We start from the raw sequence: 21,331 nt of genomic DNA on the forward strand, positions 1-21,331 counted from the left end.
CTATGCGTATAGCGGAACGAGAATAAAGTAAGAAACGAGTGAAATCAAGCCAATCACAATCGACCAGACACCTAATGCGCGACTTCCTCTGGTCCAGGCTATGGCGCCTACGATCGCCGCCGCAGGACCTAACAGCTGAGGCAGCAGGAACAAGGACGCAATAGCTAGTATTAGAGCCGCCCACCCCATGCCGGCTCCTTGCTGCGCCTGTTCCGGCTGTTCGCGATTGGCTGTACGGCTTTCCTGCGGCCGCTCTTCCTCAGGATTCGTCAGCACTCTCGGAGCGGGAGCCGCTACCTCGGCGGCATACTCCTCGTCAGCTTGACGGGCGCTGCCGGTCATGGAGCCGCGCGCTGGATTCATCGCTTCTGTCGCATTGACTTCAGCTTCCCGAAACGGAGAAAATTCGGCTTCGTACTCTCCGTCAAGCTCGTCAGCAAATTCATTCGTATGCCTTCCGGTATCCGCTACTGCATTAACCGAACCGTCGAATTCGTTCGTTTTCGGTTCAAACAATTCCTGATCATGTCCGTCTTGCTTGCGGTCCATCTGGCGACCTCCTTCCGCGCTGTCTAGTCATATTTGGGTTTAAACGTGTGACAGCATGTGCTCGAACTTTTGTTTGCCGTGTCCTGATGCTCCGTATCAAAGGATTCCCCGGCGAACTCAGCGTCAAACTTCTTGCCGGCATGTTGGTCAATGTCGATCATAATGGCGTCTGCTCTGCAATTATTTCCTTCGCCCCAGTAGGTGCAATTGGCTACACTGCATTTGACTTCTGGCATTTGCTCATCACCCCCACTAACAGCTTCCCCGATCGCCACGGCCGTTATTCGGCAAGCTCTGGCAGCAGCAATGCCCAATAAAAAAACCGCCATGCAATCAGCATAGCGGTCAGTTGACTTTTAGACGTGCTCCCCTTGCATCCGTTTCTGGGTGATGTAGTCGGTCTCGTAATACGCCAAATCCTCGCGCAGCTCCTCGAAGATTTTGGATAGATCCAATGTAATGTCCCGAACGGATCGAATCGGCTTCTTGCGAAAACGTATGGCATCTTGGCCGGTGTAGGCGTATCGCCCGTCCTCCGAGTAGCATTCATTCTTCGGATAGAAAAAGTGATTGACACAATTATGGTAAACGTCGTACAGCACTTTTTCCGCATATTCTACGTTAAAGTTGGGCCTGCGCAAGCTAATCCCCAGCTTTTCGTAGGCCACCTCGGAAAAAACAAGCAGGTGGCGCATATCTGCAAGAAAGCCGCGATAAAATTCATTCATTGCCTCATCCTGCTGCTCACCGTTGAGCTGGGCAATGGAGTGATGGTTCAAGAAAATTTCCAGTTTGGCGATAGCTTCCTTCAGCTTTGTTCTTGTTGATTCACACAAGTTTTTCACATCATGGATTGCCACATCATGACCTCCTCATTCTAAGAACAAACATGCGCTTCCACAAGCGTGGAGATGCATGCCCCTAAATGGACATCCTAGCTTAAATCGTAACATAAAAAACCTAAAAACGTAACTACAATCTCAAGAATAATTCAGCGTATGCCTCCTCATCCTACAATTATTCTGACAACGAACGGAGGAGTTGCGCATGCTGCGAAAAATTACCGCTGTCCTAGTTATTGTTGCCGGCTTATGGATCATTCTTCCGGGAGAAGACGGGGGAAACGCCCCGGAACAAGACCGTCCGGAAGCACAGAGGGAGCTCGTCATGAAACAGCAGCTGATGGCCGCGGATATTTCCCGCACCAACGTCCTCTGCCGCACGCAGTGCAAGCACGATCTTCGCATGCTTGCATCCAACGGTCAACTGCAGCCATCCCGGTACAAAGCGTTCTTGTCCGAGCATCCGCATATCGTGCAGGTTCATGAACTGGATCGCTCAGGGAACAGCTCGCCGCACGGGGAGGAGCTGCCAGCCGTTCAGCATGCTCCGGCATCGCGTTATATGCAGAAAGCCAAGGAAAAAGCGCTTCGGGGAGAAGTGTATGAATCGCCGACCTTTGAAGCGGACGGGACGCCCTATTTTATTCTGGCCATGCCTGTCGACGCCGCAACGAAAGCAAAGCCAGGCCATAAAGCTTCCATGTCTGCCGCCGATGACGAACCGCAGGCGCTGGTTGCCGTTGTCAAGCAGCAGCTGCTCAAAGAGGTGGAGGTGCATCAGAAGAAAAACCTGCGCATTGTGCCATATCCGAGCGACAAACGCTTCAGGGTGGAGTCGGTGGATTTTGATACCGGAGAGGATGTGCGGGTCGATCATCCGGAGGAAAATGAAGGAACCAGCCACTATTACGTGAACCAAGTTGTGGTCAGGTTCGTCGAGCCTCTGTCCGAGGAAGACGCGGCATTGCTTGAACGCGAGCTTGATCTGGCTTCTGCGGAAAAGCTTGGCTATGCTTATGTGCTGACGTCCAACAGCCTGACTACGCAAGAAATGATGGCCTATTTGGAGCAATGGAGTACCGTTTATATGGAGCCGCATTACTTGTACTTAACGAATGGACGGCCCGATGCGGAGCCCTACACGCAACGGAATCAAGAAGCTGCCATCGGCGGGCGAACGGAGATGTTCAGCGAAACAGCGCCGAACGATGCCTTGTATGACCCGTATCAATGGAATCTTCCGACGATCGAGACGCTGGAAGGCTGGAAATACTCCAAAGGCAACGAGGAAGTGACCGTTGCGGTGATCGATACCGGCGTTGATCTGACGCATCCGGATCTCGCGGGCCAATTGCTGCATGGCATGAATCTCGTCGACGAGCAAACTGAACCTAACGATGATGTAGGCCATGGCACTCACGTTGCCGGAGTCATCTCGGCTCTGACTGACAATTATGAGGGGATTGCGGGCATGACCTGGTACAATAAAGTGCTGCCTGTCAAAGTATTGGATGCTTCAGGCGCTGGCAGTACGTACGATGTCGCCAGAGGAATTATATGGGCCACGGATCAGGGAGCCAAAGTGATCAACATGAGCCTAGGCAACTACGCCGATGCCGAATTCCTGCATGACGCCGTGAGGTATGCTTATGATCGGGATGTCGTGCTCATTGCCGCAACAGGCAATGATAATACGGAACAGCCGGGCTATCCCGCTGCCTACCCTGAGGTTTTCGCAGTGTCTGCCACCGATCCATACAATCGCCGCGCGTTTTTCTCCAATTACGGCGATTACGTCGATGTTGTCGCTCCTGGAGAAAATATCGCCAGCACCTACATGCAGAATCAGTATGCAGCCTTGTCAGGCACGTCCATGGCCAGCCCGCATGTCGCAGCATTGGCCGCGCTCATCCGCTCCGTCAATCCGCTTCTTTCCAATGCGGAAGTGATGGATCTCATGCGCGAAACAGCCATTGATTTGGGCGCAGAAGGCAAGGACAAGGAATACGGATACGGATTAATTGATGTCAACACAGCGCTGGAACGGGCGTCACAGGCGAAATCCAGCATCTTATATTGGTCCAAATGGCTGGGGAAGGCATCGCTTCGCGGCAACGAAGCACGCTAGTCTCTCTGCTTCATTCACCTGCGGCTGATGCCGGATGCTCATCGCAGCCCGTGGACTCGTTATAGGTGAGCAACCAGCCTCGTAACAGCTTCCCATTGCCCTGTTTTCAATCGGTCTACTTCCTCCATGACTTTGCCCAGCAGTTTCTGATCCTGTCTAATGTGATACTTGATGAGCAGGTTCCGAAAAATGAGACACTGCTGGGTCAGTTGCTTGCCCAATTGCTGCAGCGCGGGATCATCGATGATTTGTTCTCTGGCCAACACCTGCATTCTGTGCTCCATGATGAGCGCATGCTCCCATATAATATGGGCATGCTTGCGGAGCAGGAAGGAATCGAAGACCTGAAAGGGCTGCGACTTCATCTCGGCAATCTTCTCCTCGAGCACCGGATAGATTGCAATCCCCAATGCACGCGAATCACGCTTGGAACTTCCCTGCAGGAACTCGTTCGCTTGCCGGCGGATGCTCTCCAGGTTGAGCGAATAGCTGGCCGATGCATCGTATCGCATATACCGGATGAGGGGATTCGGCAAGGAACGCTCTTCGATCGTATGGAAAGCGTCATGCATCTGCGCAAACCCCACCTCCACATCGATGAATCGAAAGCCCTCATCGAAGCTCTTCGTATAAATTGTCTCCGTCTCGCGGTCATAACCGTAAACAAAAACAGGATGCGGATGGTAAGTGCGATTGTGCCAGATGCATTGCGGAATATGAAATTTGTTCACAAAAAAAATTAAATAATGTCCAGCCTGGATATGCCGAATGATAAACGGAATAATCTCGTCCACGATCTCCCGGCGGTCTGCCCAGCGATCCAGAAAAGGCTTGTAGTACTCATTGTCGATGGAAAGCGGAAATTCGGAAAAGTTGAAGGAATCGAACTGATCGCGGGATTGGAAATGCAAATTGACAAAGCGGCTGACGAGCCATGGGAGAAAAGTTGGGTGGCAGCCTATAATAGATAGCGGTATCCCATAGTTCATTCGGCCGGATATGATCGGTTTGGTAACAGGCAATACGATCCTTCTCACCGTCATCCCCCGTTCATGAAAATAGAAATCAACAACAAAATCGTAGCATGGGTGCAGGAGAGAAAAAAGAATAGATACGGCTAAAGCTTGTCCTCGTTCGTCACAACAATCAGGAATTGTGTCTATAAAAAAGGGACTTATGTCCAAAATAAAAAGCTGTCGATCAGCCATTTATGCGCTAATCGACAGCTTTCGGTTATGGGTAAAGTTAGAGAAGTTTGCCGTAAGCCGGGTTCTGTACTTCCGGTGGTATAACGGGAACTACCCTCCCACCATTGAAGCGACAATCATCTATCTAGGCCGTTCATTGCTGCACGGCTCAAGCGACCAACCCGAACGCCCCCGGGCAAGGGTTTATGCGTTCCATTAGGTCTTGCTCCAGATGGGGTTTACCAGGAAATATGTCGCCATATCTCCTCGTGGTCTCTTACACCACGGTTCCACCCTTGCCTGTGCGAGTCATTGTGTCTCGCCATCGGCGGTCCATTTCTGTGGCACTATCCTTCAGCTCGCGCTGACTGGACGTTATCCAGCATCCTGCCCTATGGAGCCCGGACTTTCCTCTCGCAGCGCCTGGCGCTGCCAGCGATTGTCTGTCAAACTTCTCATGTGCAACCTATAGTATAGCGTCCTCACATGAAAATAACAACTTTAAACTGATGGAAAAGCAAGCAACGATTAGCTTCTTGTCCAGACTCGCAACTTGCTTTCGTGCTCCATGACAGCGTCATCCAAGCTTGAATACTTCTGTATTCACGGTCGAGGGAAGTATAGCCGTTGTGTACCCTTGCTCCTGCAGCATGCTCCCCACCCTCTCTGCAACGCCCTTCTTCATTATCTTCTCGATATTGTGTCCAGGATCGATCACGCTCATGCCGGCTGCCCATGCATCGTGTGCTGCATGATAATCGACGTCGCCCGTAATCATTACGTCTGCTCCTGCAAACTGCGCCTGCGCCAAATACCTTCCCCCTGAACCGCCCAATACCGCAATCTTGCTGACCTGCTGCTGCTCGTCGCCGACAAAGCGCACGAACGGTACCTCGCATACCCGCTTGACCTCGTCAATAAGCTCGCGAAGCGTGCATGGCTCTGACCGCTTGCCGATTCTGCCAAGGCCATAGGCATGGCCAGCAAGCTCCAACGGAAACAAATCGAAGGCAGGCTCCTCATAAGGATGCGCCTTGCGCATGGCTTGAATAACCTGGCGCTCAAGCTGGGCAGGAACGATTGTCTCTATCCGCTTCTCCGGCACATGCTCCCGCCTCCCCGTTTCGCCGATAAAGGGCTGAGAGACCGCCGATGGCGTAAATGTTCCTGTGCCCTCCGACTGAAAGCTGCATTCGCTATATGCGCCGATATGCCCCGCCCCTGCTTGGAATAACGCCTCGCTCACGGCATCCGCATGACTGTGCGGTACATACACAACAAGCTTCCGGTATGGATCGCGTGAAGTTTCGGAGAGAAGCTGACGGTCCTCCAAGGCAAGCGCATCGGCGAGCATGTCATTCACGCCGCCTTCTGCAATGTCGAGATTCGTGTGAGCGATGTAGACGGCAATATCATGCTTGATCAGCTTCTCCAGCAGCTTGCCCCCGGGAAGATCTGTCCGCAATGCTTTGAGCGGACGGAAGATGACCGCATGATGGGCAATAATCAAACCGGCCTGCGCCTCGATCGCTTCCTCTACAACTTCATCCGTTACATCCAACGCGACAAGAACCTTTTCGAGCTTCTTGTTCAAAGTCCCTACTTGCAAGCCGATGCGGTCATCCGGTACGGCAAGGCGCTTCGGCGCCCATCGCTCCATAAGCTGTATGACCGTCTGGCCGTTTGCTAACATGATAATGCCTCCTCCAGTTCGTCGATTTCCTTCAGAAGCCGCTCTTTTCTTTCTGCCGCTTCCGGGGAAGCAGCGCGTTCCATTTGCTTGACCACCGCCTTGCGTTTGGCCAATTCCCGCTGCCATTTGGCCATGTATGCGCCAGAACGCTCCTCCAGCAAATAGGGACCCAGCTTGTATAAAGCCGAACTGGAAATCGTTCGGCCGCCAACCTCCCGCTTCGCATAAAGCGCCAGATTTTTCTCAGCCGCCTGCTCGACCCGGTCGGCTGTCAGTATTTCATAGGTCAGACCGTCCTCTTCCAGAATGCGCTCGGCGGACAAAAACCATCCATTCTCAGCCAGCCAATAACGAACCAATTCCTCTCCTACGTTAGGCTGCAGCACCAGTCGCTTCACCCCAGAGAGCCTGTCGCGTCCTGCATGCAATATGTCTCGTATTAGGCCGCCACCCATTCCTGCGATAGCAACCGCATCTACTTCACCCGGCTGCACCACCTGCAGACCGTCTCCAAGCCGGACATCGATTTGGCTGGCGAGACCCGCACTTTCGACTTGCCGCTTGGCAGCACGGAATGGGCCGGTATTGACTTCGCCCGCGACAGCCCTGGCTGCCTTGCCAGCTTGAATCAGATACACAGGCAGAAGCGCATGGTCGCTGCCAATGTCTGCCACACGCGCTCCCGCCGGAATTTGTTCGGCTATAGCCGTTAGTCGATCTGATAATCGTATCATGCCGTAACCCACTTTATCCATATTTTTCGCCCAGCGTACAGCAGCATGCCGGTTAATAAGCACTTGGCGACAAGGGATAGCAGTGCCACCCCATCCCGCTTGCCCGCATCGGCCAGCAATTGCATTTCGGGCGCAAACCACACGAGCAGACCAAGCAGCAGCAGGACAGTGCCCGCCGATTGAAACCGCTTGACAAACAGCCAGCCCATCAGCAGCAGCAACCCCGAAATCGGCACCCATGCCAGCTGGCTGCTGAACCAGGATAACTCCTCTAACGTACGCGACAGGGTCCATCCGTAAAATACCATAATGGACGCCCAACCGCAAAATTGCAGAACAGCCTGGCGGAGCAGCCCGCCGGCCCCCAGCCAGATGATCGCAACGAACAGCAGATAACCGGCCAAAGCGGTGGCGCTGTCCTCGCCATGCAACCGCAGCAAATACACACCCGCGAACAGCAGCAGCAAGGAGCCGGCAGCAGAAAGCATAACCGACACAATAGCTCGCTTTCTCATCATTGCGGCACCGGTATAAAACAGCAGGACAAAAATGGCGGATAAGCCTATTTGCATTAAAACAGGAAAAGAATTAAAATAAATGACAAGGAATGCTAAGCCGCCCAGCAACATGCTCCCCCCCAACCAGAGCCATACACTGCTATTGACAACCGCTGCTGCTGATGCGGATGGGGTATCGCTTCGCTCAACCTTGACCGTTTCGTCCGCGTACAAATTCAAGAGGAAGTCGCAATATTGCTCAGGCAGCAGCTTGCCGCGCCGCCAATATTCGATTTCTCGCACAATCATAGCCCGTCGTGCTGGTTCCATATTGTTCACCTCTACCAATGGGGTTCGCCGCTGACTAATCTGAGGAGGAAAAAAAAGACCTTGCTGCATAATACAGAAAGGTCGTTCACCCGGGTCAGGATGGATGCCGGTTATTCCAGGAAATCTTTCAGCCGCTTGCTGCGGCTTGGGTGGCGCAGCTTCCGCAGCGCTTTCGCTTCGATTTGACGAATCCGCTCGCGCGTTACGCCGAATACCTTGCCCACTTCTTCCAAAGTACGGGTACGGCCGTCATCGAGTCCGAAACGCAGCCGAAGTACATTCTCTTCTCTTTCTGTCAGTGTATCGAGCACATCTTCCAGCTGTTCCTTCAATAGCTCGTAGGCTGCGGCATCCGATGGCGCCAGCGCCTCCTGATCCTCAATGAAATCGCCCAGATGCGAATCGTCTTCTTCGCCAATCGGCGTTTCAAGCGATACCGGTTCTTGCGCGATCTTCATAATTTCACGCACTTTGTCAACGCTCAATTCCATTTCCTTCGCAATTTCTTCCGGCGCGGGCTCGCGGCCCAGCTCTTGAAGCAGCTGTCTGGATACACGGATCAGCTTGTTAATGGTCTCGACCATATGCACGGGAATCCGAATTGTTCTCGCCTGATCGGCTATCGCCCGGGTAATCGCCTGACGAATCCACCATGTCGCATACGTACTGAACTTGAAGCCTTTCGTATGATCGAACTTCTCGACCGCTTTGATCAGTCCCATGTTTCCTTCCTGAATCAAATCAAGGAACAGCATGCCTCTGCCGACATATCGCTTGGCAATGCTGACGACCAAACGCAGGTTCGCTTCCGCAAGACGGCGCTTCGCTTCTTCATCGCCTTCCTCGATCCGCTTCGACAAGTTTACTTCTTCCTCAGCGGAAAGCAGCGGCACTCTTCCGATTTCTTTCAGATACATGCGCACCGGATCATTGATTTTGATGCCTGGCGGCAGTGCCAAATCGTCGTCAAAGCTGAAATCCTCCGGATCCTGCTCGTCGGGTCCGAGCACCAACTCCTCCTCCGTTTCGTTCACTACCTCAATTCCCATCTCGGACAAGCTTTCAAAAAACTCATCCATCTGCTCCGCATCTTGGTCAAAAGATCCAAGTTTCTCCATGATCTCTTTGTAAGTCAAAGACGAGCGTTTTTTGCCCATCTCGATTAATTGATCCTTGGCTTGCTCCAGTGTCAGTTCTGTCTCTAAACCAGTATGTTGATCATTCACCATACGCGGGCTCCCTCCTCCCTATATCCTCTGGCGTCATATCTATATCAAGTGGATTTCAGCTGACTTTTCAGCGCAATGATCTCTGCGCCGAGCCGCATGGCCTCTTCCAGATTTCCAGATCGCTCTGCCTGAACCATCTCTCTCTTCTTCTTCTCCAGTTCCCTTAATGCCGGGGCCTTTCGGATTTCGTGTATGTAATCATCCAGCAGCGCAGAATGATTCGCATCCGAAACAGCCATCATGGAGATTGCGGTTGCCGCATTTTCCAGCTCCGGATTATCCAGGGTAGCCAAGTAGCGGCTGAAATCCGGCTCTTCATGCTCAGCGAAGAAGGCGTACAAATACGCAGCCAATGCTGCATGCCGCTCCACATTAAAAGCATCGCCAATATGCTCCTGCACATACAAGGTCACTTCTTTGCTGTGCATCATGTGCGCCAAGAGATGGCGCTCCGCGTTTATATATGCAGGTAAAAGCGCAGGGGCTCTCTCTGGAGCTGCCCTGTCATTCCATACATTATTCCACGAATTGTCGTTCTTATCCCCTATTCGCTTCTTTTTTTCTAATTCCTGCCGAACCTCGTTACTTTCTTGCTTCAATGTTTCGAAAGATACTTCAAATTCGCCAGCCAATTCCTTGAGCAGCAGCTCCCGCTCAATCGGCGAAGGCAGCGATGCAACGATCTTGGATGCTTCCCGCAAGTAGCCGGCCTTGCCTTCCTCCGTCTGCAGCTTGTATTTTCGGCGGGCATAATGGAGGCGAAAGGCGGCCGGGGCTGCTGCTGCTTCTACTATGCCGCGAACAAAAGCCTCGCTTCCGTAACGTTCGATATATTCATCGGGATCCAGCCCTGGCGGCAGCATAGCGACCTTGGCCCGGATACCGGCTCTAGCAAGCAGCGGCAAGCACTTCATGGCGGCAGCTTGTCCGGCGTCATCTCCGTCATAACAAATGACCACCTCTTCGCATACTCGCTTTAGCACCGCCACATGCTCCTCCGTCAATGCGGTTCCCATGGTGGCAATGCCGTTCAGCACACCAGCTCCCCACGACTTGATGACATCGGCATACCCTTCGAACAATACGGCTGTCTTGCTGCGGCGAATTTCCGTCTTGGCTTGATGCAAATTGTACAAAATCCTGCTCTTGGCAAAGATCGGGGTTTCTGGTGTATTCAAATATTTGGGCTGCTTGCCATCCAGCGTTCGCCCCGAAAACGCACAAACCCGACCCCTCGCATCATGAATCGGAAACATAATGCGATCCCGGAACAGATCTGCCGCGCCGTAATCGCCGATGCGGGCAAGTCCGCCGCGCTCCAGCTGTCCGGTTGAAAATTGTTTTTTCTCCAGAAAACCTGCCAGTGAATTTCTCATGGCTGGCGCATAGCCAAGCTGAAAAGTCTGCGCAAGCTTATCGGTAAATCCCCGCTCCCGCAGATACGAAGCTGCCCGTTGACCGTGCTCTGTATTCATGAGTATATGATGATACCATTTGGCCGCCCACTCGTGGGCTGTGCGAAGCGCGTTTTGCTCCCTTTGCTCTTCTGTCTCAGCGGCCGGCGCATCGGACCAGGCATACGGCAGCTGCGCTTCTTCCGCCATCTGCCTTACAGCTTCGGGAAACGTCAAGCTTTCTGTTTCCATTACAAACTTGATTGCATGGCCGCCTACACCGCAGCCGAAACAGTGGAATATCTGCTTGTCAGGGGATACTGTAAATGAAGGCGTCTTTTCCGAATGAAAGGGACACAGGCCTTTATAGTTCTTCCCTTGCTTGGTCAGATGAACGGTCCTTCCTACCAGCTCTACGATGTCGTATGCCTTCAGCACCGCCTGAATGACTTCTTCCGGTATGTTGCCGTTATTCATCCTTACCACCTTCATCCGAATAAACACGTATATCTATTCGATAACCCAACCTTTTTTCCTGCTGCTCGGCCAAAACTTTTGTCAATGTTTGTTGAAAATTCGAGCGATCCTCTTTCGTCAATGCCTTCGGTCCCTTCGTACGACCTCCCCCGCGGCGAATTCTGGCATGCGCATGCCGTGCGGCAAGCAGATAATCCATCTGCTCTTCGTGAAGGATTTGTCCGCGGTTGGAGAGAACGATTGCTTTCTTCCCCATGGCCAAGGCGCTGAGACCCAGGTCCTGCGTTACGAGGATATCCCCCGCTTGCAGCTGGTTGGCAATGTACATATCAACGGACTGGTCTGATGGGTCAAGCTGAATAATGCGGACCCCCTCTTCCCTCCATCGTTCCAGAGAGTGAGCAATGGATGCCGCGAATACAACTTCCGCCTGAAATGGCTTTGCAGCAGCGACTATTTCCTGCTTGACCGGACAAGCATCTGCATCTACCCAAATACGACACACCACTAGCTCTCACCCCAATGCCGGTTTATCGACTGTCCTCCAGTGATTCGAGTATCATGCTGGCGGTTTCCTCAACCGCTTTATTGGATACGTCAATCACTGTGCAGCCTAAACGTTCAAAGATCTGTTCGGAATAATTCAGCTCGAGCTTTATCCGTTCGGCATTGGCATACTGCGCATCGTCTGCCAAACCCAAGTGGCGCAGGCGTTCCCGGCGAATCGAATTCAGCTTGCCCGGATCAATAGTCAAGCCGATGATCCGTTCTTTGGGAAGACTGAACAGCTGTTCGGGCGGAATAATTTCCGGCACCAGCGGCACGTTCGCGACTTTGTATTTCTTGTGGGCCAAATACATCGTCAGCGGCGTTTTGGACGTGCGAGAGACACCCACGAGCACAAGGTCGGCGAGGACAATGCCGCTCGGGTCTCGGCCGTCGTCATATTTGACAGCAAACTCAACAGCCTCAACCTTCTTGAAATAATCCTCGTCCAGGCGGTGAATCACCCCAGGCACATGCTTGGACTTCTGTCCGAGCTGCTGCTCCATGCCGGATACGACAGGTCCCAGTATGTCGACAAACGGGATGTTCCGTTCCATGCATCGGGCGATCAAGTGGTCGCGCAGCTCCGGAATAACCAAAGTGAATACGACGATTCCCGGCTGTTCTTGCACTTGTCCAAGCTGCACATCGATCACTTCAATGCTGTCCACAAACGGAATCCGGCGAACTTCGGTTTCCAGCGGATGGAATTGGGCGGCCGCGGCCTTCACTACCGCCTCCCCGGTATCTCCCGCAGCGTCAGATACGACGTAAACCACCGATTTGTGCGTGTCCGGCATTCACCATACCACCTTGGTGAAATCGGCGTAGCGAAGGAGATCATTCGCCATCGCTCGCAAGAAACCGAGCCTGCTGTTGCGCAGCTTCTCATCTTCAACCATAACCATGACCGAATCGAAATAGCGGGTAATGGGTTCACGCAGCTCGCTCAATTGAGCAAGCGCCTGCTTGCATTCCCCGGCGCGCAGCGCGTCGTCCAGTTTGCTGCGCGACTGCTCCCAGGCTTGCAGCAGCTCGCGCTCCACGTCTTCCGCAAAGACCGCGGAATCGAAGCGGTCCGAATCCGCCTTGCCCGCCAAATTCATGACGCGCACGAATGAGTCGAGTGTCTCCTTGTTCGCCGCGTCCCCGACGAAGTTTTGCAGCGCGTCTGCTTTGCCGACGGTTACATGCAGCAATCCCAGCCCGCTCTCCAGTACCGCGTCGGCCACATCGTAGCGCGTACGCTCCGACAGCACATGCTTCACACGCAGTTTGAAGAAGTCGAGCAAATCCTTCCGAAGCTCTGCCTCATTGCGTTTCAATTCGCCAGATTGATAGACGGCAATCGCCGCATCGAACAAATCAGTCAATTCGAGAGGCAGCTCATGCTTGAGCAGAATCTGGACAATACCGGATGCGTTCCGGCGCAAGGCATACGGATCTTGAGAGCCTGTCGGAATAATGTGAATGGAGAAGCAACCAACCAGCGTATCCAGCTTGTCTGCCAGACCGACAATTGCTCCAGCAAGCGATGCAGGGGCGTCATCACCGGCAAAGCGCGGCTGGTAGTGCTCGTTGATCGCAACGGCCACTTCCTCGCTTTCACCAGCTTTGCGGGCATAATCCTCGCCCATGACGCCCTGCAGCTCCGGAAACTCATAGACCATCTGCGTGACCAGATCAAATTTGCAAATTTCCGCCGCACGCTGAATTACAGCTGCAGTCTTGTCCTCTGCTTCGAGCTTCTTGGCCAACCTGCCCGCGATGGCGACAATCCGGCGAACCTTGTCGCCAACAGTGCCAAGCTCTTCGTGATAAACAATCTTCTCCAATCGCTCCAGCGCTGACGCAATAGACAGCTTTTGGTCTTCCTGATAGAAAAACTTGGCGTCGGACAAGCGGGCCCGAAGCACCTTTTCGTTGCCTTTGGCTACCTGCTCCAGCGAAGCGTCGTCGCCATTGCGCACCGTTACAAAATGCGGCAGCAGCTTGCCTTCCATGTCTAGAACAGGGAAATAGCGCTGATGCTCGCGCATGGAAGTAATCAGCACTTCCTGCGGAATTTGCAGGAAGGAAGCGTCGAAGGAACCGCTTAGGGCTGTCGGCCATTCTACCAAAAACAGCACTTCCTCAAGCAAATCGTCCTGTATCGGAATATTCCAGCCGCGCTCCTGCGCCATACGAGCAAGCTGATCGAGGATTGCCTGCTTGCGCTCCTCTACATCCACCATGACGAATTGGCCGCGAAGCTTATCCGCATACTCGGATGCGGAGCCAAGCTCAATCTCCCCGCCGAGCGTACGGTGGCCTCTTGTCAGTCGTCCGCTCTGCACTCCTGCGATATCTAGCGGAACGACTTCCGCGCCGTACAGAACCGTCATCCAGCGAATCGGCCGCACATATTTCAGCTCATGGGCTCCCCACCGCATATTTTTCGGGAATGTCATGGACGTGACGATAGACGTAACGGCCGCCGGCAAAAGCCCGGCTGTCGTTGCGCCTGCGCTCTCCTTGCGGGCAAAGACATACTCTACCCCGTCCAAATCCTTCATATAAAGTTGGGCCGGACTCACTCCCTGTCCCCGCGCAAAGCCAAGCGCTGCTTTCGACCACTCCCCTTGATCGTCGAGCGCGATCTTCTTGGAAGGTCCCTTCACTTCCTCGCTAAGGTCTTCCTGCTTCTCGGCAACATCGGTTACAAGCAGCGCCAGACGGCGGGGAGTGGCATAGCTGGAAAGTGTGCCGTAAGCAATTCTCGCCTCCTGCAGCCACCCTTCGAATTTGTGCCGGAACTGGTCGGCTGCGCCGCGAATAAACCGGGCTGGCACTTCCTCCATGCCTATTTCAATCAATAAATGGTTGGCACTCATTCCGACACACCTCCATTTGCTTCCTGCGGCTTCGTCTTGATTAGCGGGAATCCAAGCTTTTCCCGCTCTTCCAAGTATGCGGCAGCTACGCTGCGCGCCAGATTGCGCACTCTTCCAATGTAGCCGGTTCGTTCCGTCACGCTGATCGCTCCTCTGGCGTCAAGCAGATTGAACGTATGGGAGCATTTCAGCACATAATCATAGGCAGGGAAAACCAGGTTTTGTTCCATGGCCCGCTGGGCTTCCCGTTCATACATGCCAAACAGCGAAAACAGCATGTCGACATCCGACACTTCAAAGGTATACTTGGAATGCTCATATTCCGGCTGAAGAAATACATCCCCATAAGTCACACCGTCCACCCACTCCAGATCGAACACATTTTCCTTGTCCTGAATGTAGGAAGCCAGTCTTTCCAGACCATAGGTGATTTCAACTGCTACAGGCTGGGCGTCAATGCCGCCGACTTGTTGGAAATACGTAAACTGGGTAATTTCCATGCCGTCGAGCCATACCTCCCAGCCAAGCCCCCATGCGCCGAGCGTAGGCGATTCCCAATTGTCTTCCACGAACCGAATATCATGATGGCGGGGATCGATGCCCAGTTGGTTGAGGCTTTCCAGGTACAGTTCTTGGATGTTATCAGGCGACGGCTTCATGATCACCTGGTACTGATGATGCTGATACAAGCGGTTCGGGTTTTCCCCGTAACGGCCGTCCGCCGGTCTCCTCGATGGCTCTACGTATGCCACGTTCCATGGCTCGGGACCGATGCTTCGCAAAAACGTCATCGGATTCATCGTTCCCGCACCCTTCTCGACATCGTATGGCTGCATGATGATGCAGTTTTGCTCCGCCCAGAAGCGGTGAAGCGTCAGGATCATCTGTTGAACATTCATTTCCCAGTCCCCTTCTTCCCTATTCTATTCAACCCGCGAAAGCAAATTGGCGCTAACTAGCTTCCTTTCAATGCTTGAGGCGACCCGGTAAGCGCTGCAATCATTCTATGATGACAAAAAACTCTCGCCCCTATATCCGTCTAAGGACATAGGGACGAGAGAATCTCCCGCGGTTCCACCCTACTTGGCGCCTGTGTTCCCACAATCGCCCGCTCTTGATATGGAAGCTCTGGAGCGCCTGTTCTCCGAAGCTGCTGACCGGGCTTGCACCGTCCCCGATTCGCTTGGCAGCCGTGCATTCGGATACTTTTCTCCTTCATCGATTCCGATTATCCATTTCGCAGTAAAATTTATTATAGCAAAACGATCGTTCCCCGTCAAAATCTAAAAGCCATACTTCTCCATCTGGTCGAGGAAGCTGCGGGATTTGAATCGCAAGCCGACATGCGTATCGATGAAAGCCCGCAGCGCCTGCTTCATCTCCGCCATAATTTCGGGTGAAACCTCGGTCTTCCCGAGTCTTCTCCCATCCATGCGCTGCAGCATATATAGCAGCTTGATCGACTTGGGGTGCAGTGCGATGGCATCTGTGCAGGATCGCATGCACGAACGGCAAATCGCCCCGCCCGCAGATGCGCTGAATGCTTGAAGCTGCTCCTGCGATCCGCAGGACATGCAGTTTTCCAACCCCGGCGCATATCCGCCCTGCTGCATCATCTTCAATTCATAAAGGTGAGTGACAATTTGAGGATGCTTGCCATCCTCCAGGGCATCGTAGCAAGCGATCAGCTGATCGAACAAATAGCCGGAAGCGTCCCGGTCTTCCAGCACTCTGTCAGTCAGCTCTGCCAAATAGGCCGCATAGGCGGAGAGTGCAAGCTGCTCGCGAAGCGCGCGATAAGACTTGATCAGTTCCGCCTGGTTCAGCGTCCCCATCTGACCGGATTTGAAATAGTGAAAATCGGCATATGTAAACAATTGCGAGACCGCAGCATTGCGGCTCTTCGGCTTCTTCGCACCGCGGGACATGATGCTGACCTTGCCGTGCGTCTTTGTGAAGACGGTTAATATTTTGTTGCCTTCCCCATAATCCGTCGTTCGTATGACGACGCCATCCGCTTGATAGAGCACCGGGTCTCCCCTCCCGCAGCAGCTTTGCTGCCTAGCCTTCCCATTCCGCGACAAGTTCCGCCGCATCTTCTTCCTGTTCTTCGTCTGTGCCAACGGCATGCAAATCCTTAAATAGCAAGTACGCATCCACATTTCCTGTCATGGTGAAAACCTGCCAAGAGAAATCTCGCATTGATCATCATCCTTTTCGGAAAAATGTTCGCGCATTTCACCATTAGGATGATCCTGTCCCCGGAAAGTATCCGATGCAATTAGTGGCACGTATAATTTGCCGTTATTCCAGCTTGAATCCCAATTCATTCAACACATTGTCGCGATTGCGCCAGTCCTTCTTAACTTTGACCCAAAGTTCTAGGAAGATTTTGGACCCGAGCAGCCGCTCCATATCTTCCCGGGCCAACTTGCCGATTTCCTTCAACAAAGCCCCTTGTTTGCCGATAATAATCCCTTTCTGGGAATCCCGCTCGACCATAATGACTGCTCCGATGTATACGACGCCGTTGTCTTGTCGCCGCATGTCTTCGATATAAACAGCAATGGAATGCGGGATTTCCTCGCGTGTGAGATGGAGGATCTTCTCGCGAATCATCTCGGCGCACACGAATTGCTCGGGATGGTCGGTCATCTGGTCAGACGGATAGTACTGCGGTCCCTCCGGCATATACTGCTTGATCAAATCGAGCAGGGTGCGCACATTGTTGCCGTGCAAAGCAGAGATCGGAACGATCTCCTGGAACGGATACAGATCTTTGTACGTTTGAATAAGCGGAAGCAAATCCTCGGGATGAACAAGATCGATCTTGTTGATTACGAGAAACACCGGGGTACGAATGCCGGACAGCCGCTCAATTATAAATCGGTCGCCGGCTCCGAGACCGGCAGCAGCGTCGATGACGAACAGTATCGCATCGACCTCCTGCAGCGCATTCTCTGCGGCCTGCATCATTCTGTGCCCCAGCTTGGATTTCGGCTTGTGGATGCCGGGTGTATCGAGAAATACAATCTGCGTATCCTCCGTCGTGTACACGCCCTGGATTTTGTTGCGCGTAGTTTGAGGCTTATCCGACATGATTGCGATCTTCTGGCCAATGACCTCATTCATGAAAGTGGACTTGCCGACATTCGGCCTTCCAATAATAGTGACAAAGCCTGACTTGAAGGCTTGGTCTGTCATAGCTGATCCTCCTTCGTCATGCGAAATGCTCCCGGGAGCAGCTCGCTGACGGTTGTTGTCCGCATATTCCCCTTTGCATTTCCCAATATAACGGGCATGTCCGGCGGACATAGCTCAGCCATCACCTGGCGGCATATCCCGCAGGGAGTAATGGGTTCCTCTGTTTCTCCCATGACAGCAATGGCGCGAAAACCTCCGGCCTTCACTCCATCCGCAATGGCGCGGAATAATGCCGTACGTTCTGCACAATTGGTAGGGCCGTATGCGCTATTCTCCACATTGCAGCCGTAATGAATCCGGCCGTGCACATCCAACAGCGCCGCCCCTACCCAAAAGTTTGAATATGGCGCATACGCTCTCTTGCCGGCCTCTCGCGCATGCTCCAGCAGCTCTTCCGCCTTAAGCTCACCTGCTGACATGTTACTCTCTCCCTTCTGATCATTCATAGTATATCCCGACTTGTATGCGCGGGCAAACAGCACGTACACGACAGCGCCCGCCAATAATGCCAGAACCATATATAAGGCGAATTTGCTTGCGAGTGCGGCGCCGGAATCCATGACTCGGTTCAGCAAGGCGGAACCGAATACGATGATGCACACCGCAACGGCGAATACAGCAGCGGCAAGCACTGCCGCGGCCGCCGTATCCTTGGCGGCTTTGGCCAGCGGGTGCGGGCGGGGCATGGATAAATCAACCATCTTTTCCGTAGTCGTGTTCCACAGCTCTGCGGCAATCGTCATGACAATCGCCAATAGCACCCACAAGGTCTCAAGCGGCCCGATATCCAGTATCAGTGAAAAAACGACGGCCAGAGCGGCCGCCGCAAAGTGAAATCGCATGTTTCGCTGAGTAGACAAAGCGTAGGCGACACCGTGAAAAGCCCATCGAAAACTGCGGGCGAACGATTTGACGGTTTTCAACGCGAAAGCCCCGCTTGCTGTAAAAGGTGCTCCTGCTTGGCAAACATCTCTTTCTCCTCCTGCTCGCTTCCGTGGTCGTACCCAAGCAGATGCAGCAGCCCGTGCACGAACAAGAAGCCAAGCTCCCGTTCCAAGGAGTGCCCATATTCCTCACTCTGCTCCAGTGCTTTCGGAACAGAAATAAGGATGTCTCCGAGCAGCTCGCCATCGCTCTCGTCCAGCGCAGTTTCTTCTTCTTCGAGCTCCAGCTCATCGTAATTGATGGAGATGTCTTCCTCTGTCATTTCCGTTAGTGCAAAGGACAGCACATCCGTCGGCCGGTCTATTCCCCGGTAATCCCGATTCAGTTGCTGGATCGCGTCGTTGTCGATGAAGGTCAACGAGACGATGCCCGATTCCAAACCTTCTTGTCGGGCTGCAGCCGCCAACAGCTTATCGAGCAGCTTACCGAGCCCGCCCGGCAAGGCAACCTGCTCCTGCTCATTGGTCCATTCAAGCTTTACTGTCATAGTTATCCGCCTTCTTTGTTTGGTTTGGGCAGCTCCGGATATTCGATCCGGGAATGGAAAATCCCTAGTAATGATTCTTTCAAACTGCGGCCTACTGTATGCAGTTCCTTGATCGTCAAATCACACTCGTTGAATTGATCGTCTTCCAGCCTGTCCTTGATGATTTTGTCCACCATAATATCAATCTGTTCGATTGTTGGATTGCGCAAGGATCGAACCGCTGCTTCCACACAGTCCGCGATGCCGACTACTGCCGCTTCTTTGGTCTGCGCTTTCGGCCCCGGGTAACGATAATCGGATTCTTTCACTTCCGCTGCGTCCGCGCCCTCCAGCTCGGCAAGCTTCACAGCCTTGTGGTAGAAAAACTTCAGCAAGGTTGTACCGTGATGCTGTTCGGCAATGTCCTGCAGCTGCTTCGGCAGCTTGTATTCTTTCAGCAATTCGACCCCATCCCGCGCGTGAGCATGAATGATGGAGGCGCTGAGTGCAGGCTCCATGTGATCGTGCGGGTTTTCGCGGTTGCCTTGATTTTCGATGAAATAGCTAGGGCGCTTTGTCTTGCCTACATCGTGATAGAAGGAGCCGACCCGGCACAGCAATCCATTCGCGCCAATTGCTTCGGCTGCAGCTTCCGACAAGTTGCCCACCATGACACTGTGATGATACGTACCCGGCGTTTCTGTCAGCAGCTTCCGCAGCAGCGGGTGGTTCGGGCTAGAGAGCTCGACGAGCTTCAAAGAGGACAGAATGCCGAACGATACTTCGAAAAATGGCAGCAGGCCGATGACCAGCACGGCAGTAACCAACCCGCTCAGCAGTGCAAATATGATGCTGGACATTACATATTCGCTCTGGCCGGAGAGCAAAATAATCGAGGCCAGCGACAATGCTGAGAACACAGAAACGAGAAGACCCGCCCGCAAAATGGTAGAGCGCTGACTCGCTTTCTGGATTGCAAACACAGATGCGATGCATACCGTGAGGGCCACGAAGCCGAACTGGTAATCGAACAGCAGTTGACCCGGCTGTGTGTTGAAGATAAGACTGGCCATGATGCTGAACAAGACCGAAGACAGAAATGCAAGCGCATCATCCAGCAAAATCGCGATCAACATGCTTCCCAGCGCCACTGGTGCCAAGTAGCCAATGTACGGGTAATCCAGCCCTTGTCCAAGCGAAACAATTTTCATCAGCAGTAAATTTATTACAAAGATAAGTGCGAGCATCAAGAGCTGTGCGTTATTTTGCTTAATAGGCAGCCTGCTTCGGCGAGTAAACAAATAAATGACGAAGACAAACAGCGACACCAGCAAGATCAACCCAAGCTCCGGCCAGTAGCTGACACGATCCTTCAACAATCCCATCTGGGCAAGCTTGTCATACGCCTCATCTGTAATTCTCTCATTCTCTTTGACAATAATATCGCCGACTCGTATAAAGATCGGATCGACAGCGTTGCGCGCATCTTCCCGCGCCTTCAGCGTTGCCGCCTCATCGTAGAACTGGTTCGGCAGTACCGAGAACCGGATAATCTCCTGAACCAGCTCCCTTGCATTGGCGCTCGACAGAGAGGAAGCATTTACAAGCTCGGGGACCTTCCCCCTCGCGGTAGAAGTATCCCTCATCTTGTCGGTTGTCAACCGGGATACGATGTCTCTCGCAACGCCTCGCATTTCCTGAATAGCGCTTAAAGACAGCCGCGGAAACTTGAAATAGATCTCTTCAGGAATTCGGTATTTCTGCTCGTTGAGCCGTTTCTCCACTTCCGCTGAGAGCCGTTCGTTCGTACCGGCTTTGTCCAGCAGCTTGTCAAGCGTTTCTACATGCATCTGCTCGAAGAAGCCTTTGTAGATGTCCACTTTCTCGCTCGTGCTGAACTGCGTGTCCCCGTTAATCTGCTCCAGCTTGGCCAGGATCGTATCGGCAAGCTCCAAGCTATCCGGATTGAGCGTGGTGTATACATCCTCAACTTGCCGCACGGCCTGCTCCTGCGCCTTCACTGTCGCGGCCTCATCCGGGATTTCCTTCGTGGCGCGAATCGTCCGGTCGCTGACAGCCCCCGCTTCCAGATCGTACGTTTCAATAATGATATTTCCAGCCAGCGTTACATAAAAGAAAACGCCCAGCACGAAAAACAGAAGAAAGCGCACGAAGGCGCTGTTTTTCCAACCGGAATATTTCCATTTCCACTGCCAAAATTTGCGGGCCATATCTGT

The 21,331-nt window shown here is 53.1% G+C and carries 20 protein-coding genes, 1 other RNA gene and 1 pseudogene; 1 reads left to right on the forward strand and 21 read right to left on the reverse strand.

Features of this window, described 5'->3' with window-relative positions; translation table 11 throughout:
• Genes XYCOK13_RS04110 through XYCOK13_RS04120 form a run of 3 tightly spaced genes read right to left on the reverse strand, consistent with a single transcriptional unit; the run spans nt 1 to nt 1,409 of the window.
• A complete protein-coding gene (locus XYCOK13_RS04110) occupies nt 1-549 on the reverse strand; it encodes a DUF308 domain-containing protein (RefSeq protein WP_213410614.1) in 549 nt (182 codons plus the stop codon).
• A gap of 23 nt (nt 550-572) precedes the next feature.
• Nucleotides 573-878, reverse strand: coding sequence for a DUF1540 domain-containing protein (locus tag XYCOK13_RS04115; protein ID WP_308443009.1), 306 nt, complete (start codon nt 876-878; stop codon nt 573-575).
• Nucleotides 879-905: 27 nt separating this feature from the next.
• Entirely contained in the window at nt 906-1,409 is a 504-nt protein-coding gene (locus XYCOK13_RS04120; protein WP_213410616.1) for a YpuI family protein, read from the reverse strand.
• 187 nt (nt 1,410-1,596) lie between these two features.
• On the opposite strand from XYCOK13_RS04120, the gene XYCOK13_RS04125 reads away from it, so the two are divergent.
• Entirely contained in the window at nt 1,597-3,519 is a 1,923-nt protein-coding gene (locus XYCOK13_RS04125) for a S8 family peptidase (RefSeq protein WP_213410617.1), read from the forward strand.
• 59 nt (nt 3,520-3,578) lie between these two features.
• Here the strand turns inward: XYCOK13_RS04125 and XYCOK13_RS04130 are convergent, their stop codons facing one another.
• The 18 genes and pseudogenes from XYCOK13_RS04130 to XYCOK13_RS04210 form a co-directional block, all read right to left on the reverse strand.
• The gene (locus XYCOK13_RS04130) at nt 3,579-4,556 is read right to left on the reverse strand and encodes a hypothetical protein (protein ID WP_213410618.1); all 978 of its coding nucleotides are present in this window, start codon (nt 4,554-4,556) and stop codon (nt 3,579-3,581) included.
• A gap of 209 nt (nt 4,557-4,765) precedes the next feature.
• Nucleotides 4,766-5,161, reverse strand: an RNA gene (gene rnpB / locus XYCOK13_RS04135) — RNase P RNA component class A.
• A gap of 122 nt (nt 5,162-5,283) precedes the next feature.
• A complete protein-coding gene (locus tag XYCOK13_RS04140) occupies nt 5,284-6,399 on the reverse strand; it encodes a Nif3-like dinuclear metal center hexameric protein (RefSeq protein WP_213410619.1) in 1,116 nt (371 codons plus the stop codon).
• Nucleotides 6,393-7,133: a tRNA (adenine(22)-N(1))-methyltransferase gene (locus tag XYCOK13_RS04145; protein WP_213410620.1), complete on the reverse strand. Its 741-nt coding sequence runs from the start codon at nt 7,131-7,133 to the stop codon at nt 6,393-6,395. The genes XYCOK13_RS04140 and XYCOK13_RS04145 overlap by 7 nt, the downstream gene beginning before the upstream one ends.
• Complete coding sequence (locus tag XYCOK13_RS04150) at nt 7,130-7,960, reverse strand: hypothetical protein (protein WP_213410621.1); 831 nt, start codon at nt 7,958-7,960, stop codon at nt 7,130-7,132. The genes XYCOK13_RS04145 and XYCOK13_RS04150 overlap by 4 nt, the downstream gene beginning before the upstream one ends.
• 110 nt (nt 7,961-8,070) lie before the next feature.
• A complete protein-coding gene (gene rpoD, locus XYCOK13_RS04155; protein ID WP_213410622.1) occupies nt 8,071-9,189 on the reverse strand; it encodes an RNA polymerase sigma factor RpoD in 1,119 nt (372 codons plus the stop codon).
• Between the two features lie 44 nt (nt 9,190-9,233).
• Nucleotides 9,234-11,060: a DNA primase gene (gene dnaG / locus XYCOK13_RS04160; RefSeq protein WP_213410623.1), complete on the reverse strand. Its 1,827-nt coding sequence runs from the start codon at nt 11,058-11,060 to the stop codon at nt 9,234-9,236.
• Nucleotides 11,053-11,565: a YaiI/YqxD family protein gene (locus tag XYCOK13_RS04165; RefSeq protein WP_308443010.1), complete on the reverse strand. Its 513-nt coding sequence runs from the start codon at nt 11,563-11,565 to the stop codon at nt 11,053-11,055. Before XYCOK13_RS04165 ends, dnaG begins: the two co-directional genes overlap by 8 nt.
• Before the next feature lie 25 nt (nt 11,566-11,590).
• Complete coding sequence (locus tag XYCOK13_RS04170) at nt 11,591-12,406, reverse strand: pyruvate, water dikinase regulatory protein (protein ID WP_213410625.1); 816 nt, start codon at nt 12,404-12,406, stop codon at nt 11,591-11,593.
• Nucleotides 12,407-14,479 carry a glycine--tRNA ligase subunit beta gene (glyS, locus tag XYCOK13_RS04175; RefSeq protein WP_213410626.1) on the reverse strand — a complete coding sequence of 691 codons (2,073 nt, stop codon included), beginning with the start codon at nt 14,477-14,479 and terminating at the stop codon, nt 12,407-12,409.
• On the reverse strand, nt 14,476-15,378 hold the full coding sequence (gene glyQ / locus XYCOK13_RS04180) for a glycine--tRNA ligase subunit alpha (RefSeq protein WP_213410627.1): 903 nt from the start codon (nt 15,376-15,378) through the stop codon (nt 14,476-14,478). Before glyQ ends, glyS begins: the two co-directional genes overlap by 4 nt.
• A 384-nt stretch (nt 15,379-15,762) precedes the next feature.
• Complete coding sequence (gene recO, locus XYCOK13_RS04185) at nt 15,763-16,509, reverse strand: DNA repair protein RecO (protein WP_213410628.1); 747 nt, start codon at nt 16,507-16,509, stop codon at nt 15,763-15,765.
• 31 nt (nt 16,510-16,540) lie between these two features.
• The gene (locus tag XYCOK13_RS04190; protein WP_213410629.1) at nt 16,541-16,681 is read right to left on the reverse strand and encodes a YqzL family protein; all 141 of its coding nucleotides are present in this window, start codon (nt 16,679-16,681) and stop codon (nt 16,541-16,543) included.
• A 102-nt stretch (nt 16,682-16,783) separates the two neighbouring features.
• Nucleotides 16,784-17,683 (reverse strand): GTPase Era, encoded by a 900-nt coding sequence (gene era, locus XYCOK13_RS04195; RefSeq protein WP_213410630.1) that lies wholly within the window; start codon nt 17,681-17,683, stop codon nt 16,784-16,786.
• On the reverse strand, nt 17,680-18,102 hold the full coding sequence (gene cdd, locus XYCOK13_RS21800) for a cytidine deaminase (protein ID WP_244864988.1): 423 nt from the start codon (nt 18,100-18,102) through the stop codon (nt 17,680-17,682). The genes era and cdd overlap by 4 nt, the downstream gene beginning before the upstream one ends.
• A gap of 177 nt (nt 18,103-18,279) precedes the next feature.
• Nucleotides 18,280-18,606 (reverse strand): annotated as a pseudogene (locus tag XYCOK13_RS22115) (diacylglycerol kinase family protein); the annotation flags it as partial.
• The gene (ybeY, locus tag XYCOK13_RS04205; protein ID WP_213410632.1) at nt 18,603-19,115 is read right to left on the reverse strand and encodes an rRNA maturation RNase YbeY; all 513 of its coding nucleotides are present in this window, start codon (nt 19,113-19,115) and stop codon (nt 18,603-18,605) included. The gene ybeY and the pseudogene XYCOK13_RS22115, both read right to left, overlap by 4 nt.
• Before the next feature lie 2 nt (nt 19,116-19,117).
• Nucleotides 19,118-21,325, reverse strand: a complete 2,208-nt coding sequence (locus tag XYCOK13_RS04210) for an HD family phosphohydrolase (RefSeq protein ID WP_213410633.1) — start codon at nt 21,323-21,325, stop codon at nt 19,118-19,120.
• Nucleotides 21,326-21,331: the final 6 nt, after the last annotated feature.

Source organism: Xylanibacillus composti (assembly GCF_018403685.1).
GTDB classification, from domain to species: Bacteria; Bacillota; Bacilli; order Paenibacillales; family K13; genus Xylanibacillus; species Xylanibacillus composti.